The following is a 17,032-nucleotide window of genomic DNA, read 5'->3' on the forward strand; positions in this document are numbered from 1 at the left end:
TTTAAGTGAAGTTTAACTGGTAACTGCCGTTCTTCGATTCATAGAATCCGTTTCGAACCACGAATAGTAAATTGGAGGAGTTTTTGAGATGGATGACAAAGAACGAAAGCCATATACACATCGCTTTTGGGGACTCTCCACGGTGGTTGTGCTCGTATTTTTAATTTTGGGCTTCAACCTTTGGCGCTTGCAGATTGCTGAAGGATCTTACTATTCGGAAATGGCCAAGGGTAACGTGATGCAGGTCGTGAAAATTCCAACAACCCGGGGGGATATTGTTGATAAAAACAATAAACTTCTTGCCACCAGTGTACCGGAATTTGTTTTAACCTTGGACTGGCTCGATTTGCAGCAGTCGAAAACCACAAACTGGAAGGACGTTGTCAAACGTTTAGCGGGCTTTATTAAACCCTATTGGACGAATCCCAATGAGAGCGTTGATAACATCGATGTGGATATTTTAGTCAATATTCAAAACCATCAATGGGAACGCTACCGTCCTGTGACGATTTTGGACAATGTTCCTCAGGAACTTCAAGCCATCATTGCGGAACATCAGGATGAGCTTCCCGGTGTCAGTGTCGATGCGACACCGATTCGCTCTTACCCTCAGCATACTTTGGCTGGCCAGATTCTTGGCTATGTGCGGGAGATCGGTCCCAATGAGATAGATCAATTTAATAAAAACCCGGATGCCCAAAAGGCCGGCTTTACCTATTCTCAAGGAGATTTAGTCGGTAAGGACGGTGTGGAAAAAAGCTATGATTTTTGGCTGCGCGGCCAGGAAGGCGTTCAACAAGTAGAAGTTGATAATAATGCCCGCCCCCTGTCCAAAAAAGTGGTTCAGCCCCCCGAACCGGGAAAGACAGTTCAGCTAACCATTGATGCGGATTTGCAAAAAACCGTTGAAGACAGCCTTGATCAGGTTATTTCTGATGTCCAGAAGACAACGAATCCTAACGCCAAGTCGGGTGCCGCTGTGGTTATTGATGTTAATACCGGCAAGATTCTGGCTATGGCTTCCCGTCCGAGTATGGACCCGAATGATTTAATCGGCAATATTTCTCAGGCCGTATCGGATAAATACTTTACCAATAAAGATGCACCTGCTGCCTCTTTGGATCGTGCTCTTGCCGGACTTTACCCGCCCGGCTCCACCTTTAAAATGATTACAGCCATGGCTGCCTTACAACTGAAAGTGACGAATCCGCAGGAACAGATCAATGACGTTATTTCATCCTTGGGAAATATGGTAGCCCAGCGACAGGGTTTTGTTGAATGGGGCGGCAATAACTTTGGCCTTGTAAACCTCTATCGGGCCATAGCCTTATCGTCAGATATTTATTTTGAGGTCATAGGCCGGCGAGTGTTTGATTCAAATCCAGAATTTATTGGCCAGATTGCCCATGAATTCGGCTTAGGTACGTACAGCGGCGTTGACTTGCCCGGAGAAGCGAAGGGACTTGTACCGTCAGCGGCCTGGAAAAAAGCCAATAATCAGCCTACCTATGATAAACAGAGGGATCAGAAACTGGCCGACATTGACAGCAAATATGCGTCCAAAATCGCTCAGGCTAAGGATGCCCAGACTAAACAAAAACTCCAGGCCCAGGAAGACCAGGAGAAAAAACAGGTTCAGGTTTGGTATCAGCAAATGATCAGCCAGGAAGTTGATTGGCAAGCTTATGACAGCTATAACAATGCTATTGGGCAGGGGTATAATGATTATACACCTCTCCAACTGGCGGATTATGTGGCAACTATAGTGAATGGCGGAAAACACTATCGTCCCTATATCGTCAATAAAATCACAGATCCCATCACGGGAAAAGTTGTCAAACAAAATGAGCCGCAAGTTACAAATACGGTGTCCATTTCGCCTGATGTTTTAAATACCGTTAAACAAGCAATGCAGGCTACGACACAAGGAGAAGGAACAGCGTCCTTTCTATTCTCCGACCTCCCGGAATTCTCAGGGGGTGCTAAGACAGGTACTGCGCAAATCGGGTCGAAAGATACAATTTCGGGTGAACTCTATAATGGTGAGTTTGTGGCCTTTGCTCCTTATGATCATCCTCAGATTGCCTTTGCCGGTGTTGTTGAATATGGCAGTCACGGCGGGGATACCGCAGGATACGTCGCTAGAGCAGCATTTATGAAGTATTTTGGTTGGAAATCCACGAATGGGGGCTAAAAAACGAGGAAATTTCTCCTCGTTTTTTTTTTAGAAGAAAAGGGAATTGGGACAGGCTTGTAGAATTTATAGTAAGCATTGATTATGAGAAGCAATGGAGGATTGTGCAGGTTGACACGGACAGAACATGTTGCCCTGAAGGGTACCCGCGATGGGTTGGTTCTATACTTTGATCCCCTCGCGGATTTCGGATTGTTGCTAACGGAACTTAACAAGCTGCTGAAGGATTCAGTTCAATTCCTGCAAGGTGCGACAGTTCGATGTTTTGCTGGAGACAAAGAATACTCAGAGGATGAACATGATCAGCTAACAAATCTTTTACAAGAGCATCAGTTGGAACTTGGGGGATGGTTAACGACAGAGGAAGTGTACGTGCCAGGAAAAGTTCAATCCCAGACAATTGAGAAAGAAACGCGACTTGGAGATGAAGGAATGGTGGAAGGGCCCTGCCTCTTCGTAGAGCGCAACTTGCGTAACGGCAATAGTGTGCAATATGAGGGTCATGTAGTTGTACTGGGTGATGTCAATCCTGGTGCTGAAATTATTGCAACGGGGAACATTGTTGTTTTAGGATCCTTGCGCGGTGTTGCTCATGCAGGAGCAACCGGCGAACGGAATGCCTCAGTGAGCGCCTATCATCTTGCCCCTACGCAGCTAAGAATCGCAGATTTAGTTACCAGAGCGCCGGATGAGGATTCAGAGGAACGTGGACCGGAAATTGCCAGAATCAAAGATGACCGCTTGATTGTAGAAGCAGCCGGTTTAACTGGTTATCGTGCCAAGGGTCGTTGAGAAGAATAAAGAACTAAGCGGAAAGGTAGGTCAAACTATGGGAGAGGTAATCGTCGTAACTTCCGGTAAAGGGGGCGTAGGCAAGACCACAACATCAGCGAATATCGGGACTGGACTTGCGTCGGCAGGTTTTAGCGTCGTTTTAGTTGATACAGATATCGGGTTACGTAATCTTGATGTTGTGATGGGACTGGAGAACCGAATTGTCTATGATCTTGTGGATGTGACGAGCGAAAATTGCCGTTTAAAGCAAGCGCTCATTAAAGATAAACGTTTTCCCAATCTCCACCTGCTTCCGGCGGCACAAACGAAGGATAAAACAGCCGTCAGTCCGGAGCAGATGAAAGCCTTGGCAGAGGAGTTAAAGAAAGAATTTGACTATGCAATTATCGATTGCCCCGCAGGCATTGAGCAAGGTTTCCGTAATGCGATTGCCGGAGCAGATCGAGCAGTTGTTGTCTGCACTCCTGAAGTCAGTTCGGTGCGGGATGCTGACCGGATTATCGGCCTCTTAGAGGCTGCAGATCTTAAAAACCCTAAATTAATTATCAATCGCATTCGTCCCCAGATGGTAAAACGCGGGGATATGATGGATATCGATGATATCCTGGATATTTTGGCTATTGACTTGATCGGGGTTGTTCCGGAAGATGAGAGTATTGTCATTTCTACGAACCGGGGAGAACCTTGTGTTATGGATAAGAATTCTAAGGCTGGAGAGGCCTATCGCAGAATCACCAAGCGGATTCAGGGCGAGGAGGTCCCTCTGATGAATTTAGAGGTACCGGAAGGACTTATGGATAAACTTAAGAAACTCATCGGCTTACGTTAATCGTTCGGTAGTGAGAGGAGGGATCGTCCTTGTTAGAATTTATCAGCCGCATCCTTGGCAAGGAAACTGCCTCAAGCAAGTCGTTGGCCAAAGAACGTCTGCGGCTCGTTTTGGTTCATGACCGTGCCAGTATATCGCCAGCCATGCTCAACCGCATGAGGGAAGATTTGGTTAAAGTAATCTCCAACTACATGGAAATTGACGAAACTGCCCTGGAATTTAATCTTTGTCAAGATGAACGGGATGTAGCCCTGGTGGCTAATATTCCGGTGATTAAGATGAAGCGCGATTATGCGGCAAAATGTTAAGTCAACAATAAGTCAATAAGCAGGTCAATACGTAGAGAGAATGTTGGTAACGCTGCAGCGACATAAATAAGTTGCTGCGGCCTTTTTCTATTTCTTTCCTTTTTAATCTATTGGGGGGGAAAGTCCAGTTGTGTTATAATGTTTAAGGATTATAACTGAAGGGGACAATTTTTGTGGATAAACGTGTATATAGAAACATAGACCTGTTGTTTGTAGTCTTTACATTCCTGCTTTTAGCAGCGAGCTTATTTATTCTCAGTACCGCTTCTATTAATGTGGACAAGGCAGACCCTATGCATTATGTCAAGGCACAAGCGGTTTGGATTGCCACTGGAATTGTGATTACAGTTGTTCTGGTTGCCATTGATTATCAGAAATGGCGGCATTTTCGCTGGTGGATTTACGGTCTGAATCTGGCTCTGCTCGGGGCGGTTATCCTCTTTGGTTCCACCGCCAAGGGAGCAACCCGCTGGATTCCCATCACCTCAACGATTGGTATCCAACCCTCGGAATTCGCTAAGATTTTCATTATTCTTACCCTTGCGGACTTTTTAGCGGATCGTCAAGGAAAACTTAATAATTTCAAGGACTTTATTCCGCCTTTTCTCTTCGTTTTAATCCCCATGCTCTTGATTTTTAAACAGCCTGACTTGGGAACTACCTTAGTTTTTGCAGCGATTTTCATCGGCATGATGTTTGTTGCCGGGGCCAACCCCTACAAATTCGGCGGTTTGTTATTGGCCGGAGCCTGCATTATAGCGGTTGCTCTCTGGCTTCACTTCGCGACGGATTTACCTTGGTGGCTGCATTGGGCTCAGGGACTTCCGCTTCCCCTCCAGGACTATCAGTTAAAACGCTTAATCATTTTCACGAATCCTATGGCAGATAAGTCTACAGATGGGTGGCATATTGTTCAATCGCTCTGGGCTATTGGATCGGGTGGCTTTTGGGGAAAAGGGTATCGAATGGGGACACAAGGACAGTTAAACTTTTTACCCGAACATCACACCGACTTTATTTTTTCCGTGGTTGGTGAAGAGTTTGGCTTTATTGGATCGGTGACCTTGCTCTTTATCTTTTTGATTTTTATTCTTCGCAGTATCAGTATTGCCATGAAAGCCCGAGGGCCCTACGGGATGCTGGTCGGAACAGGAATCATATCGATGTTTACCTTTCATATCTTAGTCAATGTCGGGATGACTTCGGGGATTATGCCTGTAACTGGTATTCCTTTACCGCTGATAAGCTTTGGCGGAAGTGCCATGTGGTCCAATATGGCGGCAGTTGGACTGCTGCTGAGCATCAATCTCAGGAGTCAAAGGCTAATGTTCTGAATCAGAAATAGAACTCTCAGGAGTTCTATTTTTTTTGCCCTCTCATAGACTAGTAAAGAACTAGTACGAGCTTGGTCATAGCGATCAACGGTAAAGTGAGGCCTTGCAGTATGAATCCTTTTGAACGTTGGGATGATTGGGAATGGGAACGAGCGATCCAAGAGGTTGGGAAAGAGAAAGGACAGGGAAGAGCAGGGAGCCGTAATTATAATCCCGGTGGGCAGCGGCCATCGCCCAGGGAGACCTGGGGCAACATCTTTAAGCATTGGAACGGAATCCAGAAACAGACGCTTATCGCAGCCATGTTATTTCTTCTGGTTTTCTTCAGTGCCAATGGTACGGACGGCATCTCGCAGGCGGTCCACGGCCTCTATCGCAGTGCCATGGACTCAGAAAATTATTATGATACTCTGAACGGAATGGCCAAAGATGCCCTGTCTCTCGGTGGTGTCAGCAATAACAGTGTTCCCGTTGATGCCAAGATGTTGGGACAGTTTTTGCCGCCCATTTCCGGGCAAGTGATGGCTAAATTTGGGGTAAAAGGCGAAGGCGGAACGAATGCATCCGGTACAGTCCATCAAGGCATTGACGTTCTCAGCGCTTTGGGAAACCCTGTGGCTGCACCGGCCGACGGAGTCGTCACCTTCGTAGGCAGTGACCCTCAGTTAGGGAATGTCGTGAAAGCCGATTTAGGTGACGGATGGACGACGGTGCTGGGAAATCTGGGCACAGTTTATGTTGAAAAAGGCCAACGGATCAATCGGGGAGGCGTTCTGGGGACGGTTGGTTTATCAGCTCCTCTGAAGAAGCCCTGGCTGCACTTTGAACTGCGCAAGAACAACAAACCCCTTGATCCGATACCATACTTGATTCCACCTCAGTCTAAAAATTAGGGGCTTACTCCCTGTGGGTTATTGAATCTAGAGAAAGAGGTGAAATCTCCGGTTTACGAAAACCGGGTTCAATTATGGAGCTTTTTAAAGTGTTTGGCATAAGCCTGCGAATCCATCCGACATTCTTTCTTTTCATGGCAATTTATGGGGTCCTGGGTCTTGTTGCCCAGGCTCTTCTCATCTTCGCCTTGGTCTTAGGTCATGAGTTGACCCACCTATTAACGGCTCGGGCCTATGGTTTCAGAGTCGTCGGTCTGGAACTTTTCCCCTTTGGCGGTGCAGCCTATTGTGATGATCTTTTTGAGGGGCGAAAAATCGAGGAGAGCATTATGGCTCTGGCCGGTCCGGCCTTTAATATCGTTCTTTTATTTGCTGCCCAAGGCCTAAGGTGGCAGGGAATTTGGGCAGGTGATTTTGCCGATGCTTTTGTCCGCTATAATCTCTGGCTGGCAGTGTTTAACTTATTTCCTGTCTTGCCCTTGGACGGCGGGCGGATTATGCGGGCACTTTGGGCGGATGCTTTCGGTTTTGTGCGGACGACGAAGTTTTTGGCCTGGGCAGGGAAAGGGCTGGGGGTCCTGCTGGCTCTTTATGGGATCTTTCTCTGGAGTAAGGGACAGTTTTCTGAAGGCCCTCTGACCTTTATTATTCTGGGAGGATTTTTCTGGCTGGCAGGCAGCAAGGAAATTTCGGCCGCGCATATCACCTTTCTCCGGCAGTTAACCCATAAGAAGGAGGAACTGCTCAAGAAGGGACTTATGCGCAGCAAGTGGCTCACGGTTCAGCCCAATACGCCCTTGGTACGCATTGTTGAGGAATTTACCCCAGATCGTTACACCCTTATCAGTTTGACAAAGGAAGGAATGGATCTGGAAAAAATTCTGACAGAAACGGATGTCTTAGAGGGCATGTTAAGAGAAGGAATTCGTTTTCCCGTGGGGAAGTTGGAGAAAAAGAGCGGCTGATTTTAATGATCTGGAAACCTAAGGGAACTTGGACAAAATATTGGGTATTTTGGACTATCTGTGATATAATGTAAGTTCACAAAGGAGTGCAAGGAGGCTTCACTAAAATCATGAGTGAACTTACTGCGGCGGAGCTTCGCCGGCAGGTAGAAATGTTTTTGCCTAAAGTTTTGAAACCAAGCCGTTACCTGGGTTCGGAATGGAACGCGATAAAAAAAGACTGGGATAAAACAGAGGTCCATATGGCTTTTGCTTTCCCGGATGTCTATGAAGTAGGAATGTCCCATCTGGGAACTAAGATTCTTTACCATTTGGTAAATTCGTTTCCGGAGTTTCTCTGTGAAAGGGTTTTTGCTCCCTGGGTGGATATGGAGGAAATGCTGCGGCAAAAGAAGCTTCCCCTATATACCCTCGAATCCTTTCAGCCGCTGCAAGCCTTTGATGTTATCGGCTTCACGCTGCAGTATGAAATGAGTTTTACCAACATTCTCAATATGCTCGATTTAGCAGGTATTCCTCTGCGCTGCGAGGAACGTAAAGAGGAGGATCCCTGGATTATTGCCGGGGGACCCTGTGCCTTTAATCCTGAACCTTTGGTCGGATTTGTTGATTTCTTTTTATTAGGCGAAAGCGAAGAACAATTGCCGGAAGTGCTGCGTCTGATTGCTGAGCAGAAGAAACATCCTCTGCCGCGCCGGGAGTTTTTGCTGCGAGTTGCCCAAGTCCAAGGCGTATATGTTCCGGATTTCTACCATGTATCCTATAAGCCGGACGGACGGATTGCGGAGATTAAAGCAGAACCCGGTGTTCCGGCTGTCGTGGAAAAAGCCATTGTGGAGGATTTCGATCAAGCCTTTTTCCCGACGAAGCCGATTGTCCCTTATATGGAAATCGTCCATGACCGGATGATGCTGGAAGTTATGCGCGGTTGTTCACGGGGCTGTCGTTTTTGTCAGGCGGGCATGATTTATCGGCCTGTACGGGAGAGATCGACAGAAACTCTTCTTAAACAAACGGAAGAACTGGTTCGCTCCACAGGGTATGATGAAATTGCGCTGACCTCACTTTCCAGCGGAGATTATACTGGCATTCAGCCCACGATTCATTCCATTATGGAAAAGCATAGCTGTGAAGGAGTGGGGGTTTCACTGCCCTCTCTGAGAGTTGACTCTTTTGATGTGGATCTCGCCGAGTCCATCCAAAAAAGCCGCAAATCCGGTTTGACCTTTGCTCCGGAAGCCGGATCTCAGCGTTTGCGTAATGTGATTAACAAAGGGGTTACTGAGGAAAATCTGCTGGCTGCTGTAGGAGCTGCTTTCCAAAAAGGCTGGTCCAACATTAAGCTTTACTTTATGATGGGACTGCCGACAGAAACTCAGGAAGACATTGACGGAATTGCGGATTTGGCCAAAAAAGTGGCCAATCTGGGAACCCAGCACGGGCGCCGCAATGTGAATGTGACGGTTTCCACCAGCATTTTTGTTCCGAAAGCACATACTCCTTTTCAGTGGGAACCTCAGGAGTCACATCTTTCCGTTAAACTGAAACAGCAATATCTGAAAGAGAAACTTAGGGATCGACGCATAAAATATAATTACCATGACATGGAGACCAGCTATATGGAAGCCGTTTTTGCCAAGGGAGACCGGCGCTTAGCTCCGCTTTTGGAATGGGCGTTCAAACATGGCTGCCGTTTTGATGGTTGGTCTGAACATTTTGACCAGGAGACTTGGATGGAAGGATTTAAGGAACTGGACATCGATCCTAAGTTTTATGCCAACAGGGCTATGGATTATGATGATATCCTGCCCTGGGAGCATTTGGAAAGCGGTGTAACCAAACAATTCTTGGTTGAAGAGCATCATCGGGCGCTGCAGGAAGCGAGGACCATTGATTGTCGGTATGATGTCTGTACCGGGTGTGGTATTTGCCCGGGCAGGGGAGTTCAGATTGATTTGAAAGGGTGAGTGCCATGCGGCTAAGAATCGCCTATACCAAAAAAGAAGATGCTAAGTTTATTGCCCATCTTGATTTAACTCGGGTCTTTGAGCGGGCAATCCGACGGGCAGGAATTAGAATGGTCTATACAGAAGGTTTTAATCCCCGGCCCAAAATCTCCTTTGGTTTCGCTTTAGCGGTGGGAACAGAAGGAGAACGGGAATATGTAGATATTGACTTGGAACGGGACCTGGAGCTGGGAGATGTCCTGGGACGAATTCAAGAACAATTGCCCTCGGGAATCCGGCTCTTGGAAGGTCAGGTTTTGACAACGGGAGCTAAGCCCTTGATGGCTGTCTTGAATGCGGCCAGTTACCGGATGCGTGTTCCAATGGCTCTGCCGATTCAGGAGGATCGCCTCCAAGAAGGACTGCAAGCCTGGCTGGCTCGGGAACATGTGACGTTTTCCCGTTATTCCAAAAAGGGACCGACGGATAAGGATATTCGTCCCTGGGTGAAGAGTTTGACGGGAGTAATTCAGGGCGATGAGGTTGTCTTTGAATTGGAAGTCGAGATGGGGAATGCGGGCAGTGTTCGGCCGGAGGAAGTTTTGGGCAGTCTCCGGGAGTTGGAGAATTTGCCGCTTGATCTGGATAACTTGCGGGTTAAGAGGACGGGTGTGCATGTGAGTTATCAGGGGCGGAAGAGTTCGCCGTTTGAGTTGCTCGCTGAGTAGGGGCCGTGCGTTGCGGGTCTTGCTGGGGAGCGAGTGGCGCGTCACCTTGTTCAACCATGCGTGAGCCGCGCCAAACTAGGGCTTTAAATTCTTGATGGAAGAGGGCAGGGTGCCCGGCCTATGCGTCATCCTTGACGCAAGGCCGGCGGGAAACGTCCTGTTTCCCGCCCTGCAGGATGAAAGAGAATTTAAAGCCGAGTTTGGCAGCGGCTCCCGCAGAGGTTTCACGCCGGTGATCGTGCCCCTCGCTCTGAAGCTCGGGCGGCAATGCTTGGGTATTCCTATTGGGGCTCGCTGAGTGGGCCGATCGCGGGTCCTGCTGGGGAGCGAGTGGCGCGTCACCTTGTTCAACCATGCGTGAGCCGGCCAAACTAGGGCTTTAAATTCTTGATGGAAGTGGGCAGGGTGCCCGGCCTATGCGACGTCCTTGTCGCAAGGCCGGCGGGAAACGTCCTGTTTCCCGCCCTGCTGGATGGAAGAGAATTTAAAGCCGAGTTTGGCAGCGGCTCCCGCAGAGGTTTCACGCCGGTGATCGCGCCCCTCGCTCTGAAGCTCGGGCGGCGACCTGGGATTCCTGCTTGTATTCCTATTAGAAATGCTTGGGGCAGAATTAGCCTAGAACTTGCGCTTACAAAAGCGACCTTCTTTGATCGAGCAGCTATCAAACTTGACACAAGAGCGCTTTCATAGGCGGGGCAGTGTACAGGACGTACACTGCCGGCATTCGGACAGGGATGTCCGATATGCCGGGAACCCCGCCCTCTCATTATCAGGCTCTTGGGTCTTAGTTTGATCTGCGAGATCATGCAAGGGAGCGTTGTAACGCAAGTTCTCTCATATAGTTCGTCGGGGAGGTGTAATCAATCTATGAAACTTGAAAGCTCGGGGAGCTGTAAGAAGGAACTTGTTCTTCAAAGTGAACAATTGGCGAAATCCAAATCTCAAAGGATTCGGGCGGCTGTGTTTGAAGATGGTGATTTGATGGATGTCTTTGAGGATGAGGGTGGTTCTTCCCATTTGGTGGGGAATATTTATCGAGGGCGGGTGGAAAACGTTTTGCCCGGGATGCAGGCGGCTTTTGTTGATATTGGCTTGGAGAAGAATGCTTTTCTCTATGTCGGCGATGCTATTCCTTCCCCTTCTCGTTTTGAGGACGAGGATAAGGGTTCTTCGGTGATTCAAGAGCGGATTGAGAACATCTTAAAGCCCCGTCAGGAACTTCTGGTGCAGATTACTAAAGAACCTGTGAGTACGAAGGGGGCCCGGATTAGTGTTAACTTGACGCTGCCGGGGCGGTATGTTGTCCTTCTTCCTCAGGTGAGTTATATTGGGGTGTCGCGCAAGATTAGCGATGCGCAGGAACGGGCGAGGTTAAAGGATTTGGCGGAGAAGGTCAAACCTGAAGGGATGGGTGTGATTATTCGCACCTTGGCGGTAGGAGTTGATGGTGAGGAAATTGCCGAAGATATTGGTCATCTGGTGACGACCTGGCAAGCTCTGGAGCGTAAAATTCCCCATGTCTCTGTCCCGGGATTAGTACATAAGGATGTTGATTTGGTTTCGCGCTTAGTTCGTGACTGGGTGGATCAGGATGTGGAGAAGATTACCGTCGATCAGGAAGAAACGGCTGAGACCTTGCGTCAGGCTTTACGGGAAATAGAGCATCCGGCAGTTAAGCGGATTTTTGTTATGCCGGGTGAGGACTTGTTTGGCCGTTATGGGGTAGACGATGAAATTCGTAAAGCCCTGCGTTCGAAAGTATGGTTAAAGAGCGGCGGATACTTGATCATTCAGCAAACAGAGGCCTTAAGTGTTATTGATGTGAATACGGGAAAATATGTTGGGCAGCGTTCTCTGGAGGAGACTGTCGTTCATACAAATTTGGAAGCGGCTGGGGAGATTGCCCGGCAGCTGCGGCTGAGAAACCTGGGTGGAATCATCATTATTGATTTTATTGATATGGCAGCGAAAGAGAATCAGCAGCAGGTAATTGAAGCCTTAGAGGCGGCTTGTGCCGTGGATAAAACAAAGTCTCAGGTTTTAGGACTGACGCAGCTTGGCTTGGTGGAAATGACCCGCAAGAAAGTCGGCCAGACCTTAGCCGTGCGATATACGGCACCCTGTCCGACCTGTGACGGAAGCGGAAGGGTATAATATGCTTTGCAAGTTGATTAGAGAATTGAGAGTTCTTTTTTTATTTAAGAGTATAAGTTTTAGGGGTACCTGTCCGACTTTGGGGGGTACCCCTTTTCTTAACGATTAATGTTGGGAATTTTATAGATCTATATAGTTATTGCACTAATCAAAAATCGAAGAAATTTTTTTTATTTTTGTAACCTTTTAGCTTACTTATATACTCTATAATTTAGAATAATGAAAGGAGAATTTCATGATGAAAAAGCTAATACCCATACTTGTAGTCGTTTTTATGCTAATGGGGGCTCAAGCAGCCCTGGGAGACACGTCAATCACTCTTAACACGAAGGCGGTAGCGATACCCAATGTCTACCAAACAATCTCTGGTGGTCAATGCACAATTGTAAATAATGGTGATGGAACTATCAACATCTCTGGATGGACGTCAACTTACTCAGCGGTTACTCAAATAGGATTACAATTAAATTTACAATATCTATCTGGCGGCCAATGGTATACATTGAACACTTACAGTTATTACAAACCTAATGCGTCGTATGTGTATGGGGGGCAGTTATTGGCGGTATCAAAAGGATATTATTATAGAGTAGTAGCAAAACACTCGTCCTTAAATGGTTCCTTAAGCGAAAGTGGTTTATCATATTCTGAAGACTTGTATGTTCAATAAGATAAAGATATAAATGGAGGAGAACACCATAGATTTTAGGTCTATGGTGTTTATTATTTTATAGAATTTGCAATTTTTGTCATGTTTTCCTCAGTTATTATTCCTCGTATCTGAAGAATAAGGCCGCGATCTTGCCACTCTATAGTGTTAACACTATTTTTACTCATAAATAATGTAGCTGGGTACCCATTTATCGTAAGATTCTTTACAGTAGTATCATCAGTATCATATAAAGAGCCACGGGATACGCCGTTTGCGCTGTTTTGTTGACTAAAAATAATGAGTTGATTACTAATATTATATTCAATAGAAACTTGATAAACATCTGACCCTAATGGGGTAAGCAATACCCGTTTAGTTTTTGTGCCTTCTGGAAGATAGTTTGGAATAACTAACTTAAAGGGAACCGAAGATTGTGCTTGTTCAAGTGTAACTTCTTTTTCCTCATTCGCACTTAAATTCTGTACCTTTGGCGGTGCCGGGTCATTAGGCTGCCTAAATGTTTCAGTTTTATCTTGGGTAGTCTTTCCAACGATATGATTATAATACTCGGCAATTTTATTTCCGAAAGCATTTGCGTTGTATGAAAGAAAGTTCAACGAAGCAATTGATAAGAGAATAGCTGCAGCCGCAAAAACCACTCTTTTACGGGTTAGCCTCGTGTTCCCTTTATGAGTAATCTTGTTATCGACAACAATTTTTTGCTTGATGTTCTGCCATTGCTCTTCTATGTCGGGAATATCAATGTCGGAAGTTAACTCTTTGGATAATTGGCTGACTATTAATTGTTCAAGCTCTTCTTCTGATAAAGCCATTTTGAGTCTCAACCTCCTATATTTTTAAAATCATTTTCAATCAATTCACGGAATTTTTCTTTTGCCCTATGTAAGCGAACTTTTGTACTAGAAATATTAAGGTCTAATAAATTTGCAATTTGTTTTAGTGTTAAGTCAGCATAATATTTGAGCAATAAAATTTCCGTATCTTTTTGCTTTAGTTTACTAAGAGCGTTATTAATATCTTCCTTAAGTTCTATAACGGTTTCTATTCTATCCGGATACCTATTAAGGTCTAACATCGAGGTAACCTTAGGATTATGTTGTTCTTTTAGCATTCGTTTCGCCTCATTTAGGGCTATTGAAATGACCCATGAAGCAAATTTGTCCTTAGAATTTAACTGATTTAACTTGTTATAAGCTATAACAAATGCCTGTTGAACCGCATCCTCAGATATAAACTTATCTTTGGTATAGCAAAATACCATTTGGTAGACTTTTTGATAATTCTGCTTAACAAGCACTTCGAATATATCCAAATTTCGGTCATTATTCAACAATTATTATCACCGCCTAATTGTCAATTCGAGGTAGATAAAACAAAACCTGCTTGGGAACAAAAATTTTAGAAATATAACAATAATATTCAAGACGTTGGGGAAGTAGTCCATTATAGTTGTTAAAAGAATGAATAGGGATTTAGGTTGTAAATGCATTTTATTAATAAAATATTTTATAAGGCAAAGATGTAACCTTTTACAAGACTTTAACCCTCTAGTATATGAAATAGAAAGGTGGTGAAAATACGCTCTTGCTTTTTCATCAATTAAGTTCGAAACTAAAATTTATTAGGGGGTAAATCAAATGTTCAAAATGCTTAAAGTTGTCCTTTCATCTCTAGTAAGTGTCATGCTTCTGGCAACACCAGTGGTAGCAACTCCTGCATCTGGGCCACACGTAAAATTTCAGAAACCTCTTATAACAGACGTCAATGTACTATTCGATAGAGCTGAGAAGGGAGTAACCGACCTAAAAGATCAAAACATTGTTTCTCGAGCAAGCATTGTTAGTAAAGAAACCGGGAAAAAGTTAGATGCTAAAATATACTCTACAACTCAACTTAATAAAGTTACGGAGGAAGCAAATGGTGAGGTAGTGAACACATATGCTACAACGACGTTTGCTGTAGCAACTCCAAATGATACTCTCGGCACAAGCACAACTCAATCTTATGATGGGTCTAATTATAATAGCAAATGGGATGGATCTATATCAGTTAGAGCTTATTCTACGGTTTACTGGACTTACTCATCCTACGGAGGTCTTACATTTTGTAACATGGCAGGTCAATCTTTAACTGGAGGCTGGGCTGTTAGTGATAGCACGGTGTCTGTTAGCAATCGATATTTCACAGTTGGACAATCTGGTCCGGGCTATACCTGGTTTCAAGATAATGAATCAGGAAATCAATATCCCTCAAGCCTTACTTACAGTTATTATGTACCAAGCACTTGGACACCGGTTCAATATGTCAATGGCGGACTTTCTTCGGTAGGTATGCATTCATATGCAACACTAGTCCGTGGAGGGAGCAGCTGGAATCTGACGTTTGATAACTATGTATGTCATTAGAAAAGAACGTATTTGAAAATTAACTAAAGAGATGAAACATGGAAAAAATGTTTCATCTCTTCTTAAAGATAACGTCCCCGCGTCTATCATAATTATGGGAAAGGGAGGCTATTCAGTGAAAAGGTTTGTTGGAAATTTCTTATATGTTCTATTTGTAGGTGTTATTACGTATTGGGGGGAAATGTATGGGCAACACATAAAAAGCGAAACGTTCCATTTATATCCACTATATATGTTTATTTCTATTTATCCAATTGTAATAGGTATCCTCTTAGCACTTCCCGGATTGTTTTTACGAATTCGACAAAAGGGAAAATGGACTATTGACTGGCAATTGCTTATACCGATTGGAGTCCCGACATTTATAATTAATATTAATATTTTATTGAATAAAAGCTTCTCACTGTACCAATTTGAGTGGTTTCGATTAATGATAAGCAGCACTAGAATTTTTGATATTAGCGGAATTGTTTGTGGTTATGTTTTAATATCATCTCTCAAACGTACAAACTCGAAAGAAAGCACATTAGATGAAAAGCTTTAATTTGATTTTGAACAGTTTATTTTATTCTGTCTTAAAAGAGAAATCGGCTGCCCTAGCCGATTAGCGATGGGCAACCGATTTTTCCTATCAAGGGATTGTATGATTATGCTTTTGTAATTGTAATTGAGTATGTTCCACCCTGTCCAGCAGGATTAGTACTGGGATTTTGAAACCAAATTCCATAAGTTGTTTGACTCGGGCCGTAGATACCGCCTGTGCCTGGCTGGTCACTCCAAGTCGCATTTAGAGATTTAAATTCGGAGAAACTATTGTTGATAACTCTTGTTGTGCTTTCATCAATCATTCTAAGATTAGGAATATTCGTAGTTACGGTAATTAAATATCTACCAGCTGTTTGATTTGCCAAACCGTAGAACTCAGTTTGTCCACTTAATAGTTCATTTTTTTCGACTAACGAATTAGTGCCATCTTTATAAATCCAATTTGAATCAAGACCACTCGTCGACATGTTTATTGTTATTTTCGCCCCAGAAGTTTGTTTAGAATAAACGTACAAAAGGTATTCCGTATTTGGTATAAGGTATCGTGCGATTCTACTATTCATTCTATAAGCGCCGGAATCAAAATGAATCATATTTGAATAGAATGAATTTGCGGTAACTAATTCAGTTCTCACGGGATAATCCGAATCGACACTGATAAATCTCTTGTTCAGATCTGGAACGGTGATACTGAATACCGTAACATTTGAATTCATCACTGTACTAATAGGTTGTCCATCTTTTAATTCGGGAGCTGAAGCAGCAAAAGCCTTTGGAGTAAATATGGTGGATAGAAATAGAACCATTACGGTCATCAGGACTAGAACTTTTGATAAACCTTTAATTCTTCGCATACATAACTCTCCTTTTTCAATTTAATGAATGTTGACGACGTATACACTTAAGAAATAATGTACTTTCCTCCTTCTGTTATTTTTTGTGTTTCAATATATAGAGTCTTTAAAACGGAAAAAGGTTACAACAAAATAGAAAAAAATATATAAAATGTATAAATAATCCTCAATTGGTTATATCAATACATTTGATAATAATTACAGTGGTGTTCTTAAAGGCGTGCCCCAATAGGGCATGCCTTTTTGATTGGTTCATATTAAAAAAACTTGAAAATTATTTAGATAGAAGAAATAATATTTATTTTAGTAAAAATTATAATTAAAAGGGTAATTTTAGCAGGAATATTTTTCTGGACGGCGAACTAGAATCAGAATGCATAATTGTTATGACGGACCATCTTATCCACA

The 17,032-nt window shown here is 44.3% G+C and carries 17 protein-coding genes; 14 read left to right on the top strand and 3 right to left on the bottom strand.

Translation table 11 applies throughout. The features are described 5' to 3' along the window. Positions 1–88: 88 nt before the first annotated feature. The 12 genes from mrdA (at position 89) to ACPUYX_RS00530 (ending at position 12,816) form a co-directional block, all read left to right on the top strand. Entirely contained in the window at positions 89–2,194 is a 2,106-nt protein-coding gene (gene mrdA / locus ACPUYX_RS00475; protein WP_426377790.1) for a penicillin-binding protein 2, read from the top strand. A gap of 111 nt (positions 2,195–2,305) precedes the next feature. After that, the gene (gene minC, locus ACPUYX_RS00480; RefSeq protein WP_426377791.1) at positions 2,306–2,986 is read left to right on the top strand and encodes a septum site-determining protein MinC; all 681 of its coding nucleotides are present in this window, start codon (positions 2,306–2,308) and stop codon (positions 2,984–2,986) included. 37 nt (positions 2,987–3,023) lie between these two features. Continuing rightward, entirely contained in the window at positions 3,024–3,818 is a 795-nt protein-coding gene (minD, locus tag ACPUYX_RS00485) for a septum site-determining protein MinD (RefSeq protein WP_088228910.1), read from the top strand. A 29-nt stretch (positions 3,819–3,847) separates the two neighbouring features. Next, the gene (minE, locus tag ACPUYX_RS00490) at positions 3,848–4,126 is read left to right on the top strand and encodes a cell division topological specificity factor MinE (protein ID WP_426377792.1); all 279 of its coding nucleotides are present in this window, start codon (positions 3,848–3,850) and stop codon (positions 4,124–4,126) included. Positions 4,127–4,299: 173 nt separating this feature from the next. Further along, positions 4,300–5,460, top strand: a complete 1,161-nt coding sequence (gene rodA / locus ACPUYX_RS00495; protein WP_426377793.1) for a rod shape-determining protein RodA — start codon at positions 4,300–4,302, stop codon at positions 5,458–5,460. Between the two features lie 110 nt (positions 5,461–5,570). After that, positions 5,571–6,353 carry a murein hydrolase activator EnvC family protein gene (locus tag ACPUYX_RS00500; protein WP_426377794.1) on the top strand — a complete coding sequence of 261 codons (783 nt, stop codon included), beginning with the start codon at positions 5,571–5,573 and terminating at the stop codon, positions 6,351–6,353. A gap of 74 nt (positions 6,354–6,427) precedes the next feature. Then, on the top strand, positions 6,428–7,318 hold the full coding sequence (locus ACPUYX_RS00505; RefSeq protein WP_426377795.1) for a M50 family metallopeptidase: 891 nt from the start codon (positions 6,428–6,430) through the stop codon (positions 7,316–7,318). A 110-nt stretch (positions 7,319–7,428) separates the two neighbouring features. Then, a complete protein-coding gene (locus ACPUYX_RS00510; protein ID WP_426377796.1) occupies positions 7,429–9,285 on the top strand; it encodes a TIGR03960 family B12-binding radical SAM protein in 1,857 nt (618 codons plus the stop codon). 5 nt (positions 9,286–9,290) lie between these two features. Next, complete coding sequence (locus ACPUYX_RS00515) at positions 9,291–9,992, top strand: TIGR03936 family radical SAM-associated protein (protein WP_426377797.1); 702 nt, start codon at positions 9,291–9,293, stop codon at positions 9,990–9,992. A gap of 405 nt (positions 9,993–10,397) precedes the next feature. Then, on the top strand, positions 10,398–10,682 hold the full coding sequence (locus ACPUYX_RS00520) for a hypothetical protein (RefSeq protein WP_426377798.1): 285 nt from the start codon (positions 10,398–10,400) through the stop codon (positions 10,680–10,682). 177 nt (positions 10,683–10,859) lie between these two features. Further along, positions 10,860–12,146 (top strand): Rne/Rng family ribonuclease, encoded by a 1,287-nt coding sequence (locus ACPUYX_RS00525; RefSeq protein ID WP_426377799.1) that lies wholly within the window; start codon positions 10,860–10,862, stop codon positions 12,144–12,146. A gap of 235 nt (positions 12,147–12,381) precedes the next feature. Further along, positions 12,382–12,816, top strand: a complete 435-nt coding sequence (locus ACPUYX_RS00530) for a hypothetical protein (protein ID WP_426377800.1) — start codon at positions 12,382–12,384, stop codon at positions 12,814–12,816. Positions 12,817–12,869: 53 nt separating this feature from the next. Here ACPUYX_RS00530 and ACPUYX_RS00535 read toward each other — a convergent pair whose 3' ends face one another. Both ACPUYX_RS00535 and ACPUYX_RS00540 read right to left on the bottom strand, forming a co-directional pair. Beyond that, positions 12,870–13,631 carry a DUF4367 domain-containing protein gene (locus tag ACPUYX_RS00535; RefSeq protein ID WP_426377801.1) on the bottom strand — a complete coding sequence of 254 codons (762 nt, stop codon included), beginning with the start codon at positions 13,629–13,631 and terminating at the stop codon, positions 12,870–12,872. 8 nt (positions 13,632–13,639) lie between these two features. Then, positions 13,640–14,152 (bottom strand): RNA polymerase sigma factor, encoded by a 513-nt coding sequence (locus ACPUYX_RS00540; RefSeq protein ID WP_426377802.1) that lies wholly within the window; start codon positions 14,150–14,152, stop codon positions 13,640–13,642. 304 nt (positions 14,153–14,456) lie between these two features. Here ACPUYX_RS00540 and ACPUYX_RS00545 point away from each other — a divergent pair, with 304 nt between their 5' ends. Beyond that, positions 14,457–15,224 (top strand): hypothetical protein, encoded by a 768-nt coding sequence (locus ACPUYX_RS00545; RefSeq protein ID WP_426377803.1) that lies wholly within the window; start codon positions 14,457–14,459, stop codon positions 15,222–15,224. A 115-nt stretch (positions 15,225–15,339) separates the two neighbouring features. Beyond that, on the top strand, positions 15,340–15,768 hold the full coding sequence (locus ACPUYX_RS00550; protein ID WP_426377804.1) for a hypothetical protein: 429 nt from the start codon (positions 15,340–15,342) through the stop codon (positions 15,766–15,768). Positions 15,769–15,871: 103 nt separating this feature from the next. Here the strand turns inward: ACPUYX_RS00550 and ACPUYX_RS00555 are convergent, their stop codons facing one another. Beyond that, entirely contained in the window at positions 15,872–16,624 is a 753-nt protein-coding gene (locus ACPUYX_RS00555; protein ID WP_426377805.1) for a hypothetical protein, read from the bottom strand. Positions 16,625–17,032: the final 408 nt, after the last annotated feature.

This window comes from Desulfosporosinus sp. SYSU MS00001, assembly GCF_049943955.1.
Classification (GTDB): Bacteria; Bacillota; Desulfitobacteriia; order Desulfitobacteriales; family Desulfitobacteriaceae; genus Desulfosporosinus.

Bases quoted from the DNA above. Each gene is read 5' to 3' on its own strand.
- ACPUYX_RS00515 (WP_426377797.1), top strand. From the start codon at position 9,291: ATGCGGCTAAGAATCGCCTATACCAAAAAAGAAGATGCTAAGTTTATT.
- ACPUYX_RS00505 (WP_426377795.1), top strand. From the start codon at position 6,428: ATGGAGCTTTTTAAAGTGTTTGGCATAAGCCTGCGAATCCATCCGACA.
- ACPUYX_RS00500 (WP_426377794.1), top strand. From the start codon at position 5,571: ATGAATCCTTTTGAACGTTGGGATGATTGGGAATGGGAACGAGCGATC.
- ACPUYX_RS00535 (WP_426377801.1), bottom strand. From the start codon at position 13,631: ATGGCTTTATCAGAAGAAGAGCTTGAACAATTAATAGTCAGCCAATTA.
- mrdA (WP_426377790.1), top strand. From the start codon at position 89: ATGGATGACAAAGAACGAAAGCCATATACACATCGCTTTTGGGGACTC.
- ACPUYX_RS00525 (WP_426377799.1), top strand. From the start codon at position 10,860: ATGAAACTTGAAAGCTCGGGGAGCTGTAAGAAGGAACTTGTTCTTCAA.
- ACPUYX_RS00545 (WP_426377803.1), top strand. From the start codon at position 14,457: ATGTTCAAAATGCTTAAAGTTGTCCTTTCATCTCTAGTAAGTGTCATG.
- ACPUYX_RS00510 (WP_426377796.1), top strand. From the start codon at position 7,429: ATGAGTGAACTTACTGCGGCGGAGCTTCGCCGGCAGGTAGAAATGTTT.
- ACPUYX_RS00530 (WP_426377800.1), top strand. From the start codon at position 12,382: ATGATGAAAAAGCTAATACCCATACTTGTAGTCGTTTTTATGCTAATG.
- ACPUYX_RS00555 (WP_426377805.1), bottom strand. From the start codon at position 16,624: ATGCGAAGAATTAAAGGTTTATCAAAAGTTCTAGTCCTGATGACCGTA.
- minD (WP_088228910.1), top strand. From the start codon at position 3,024: ATGGGAGAGGTAATCGTCGTAACTTCCGGTAAAGGGGGCGTAGGCAAG.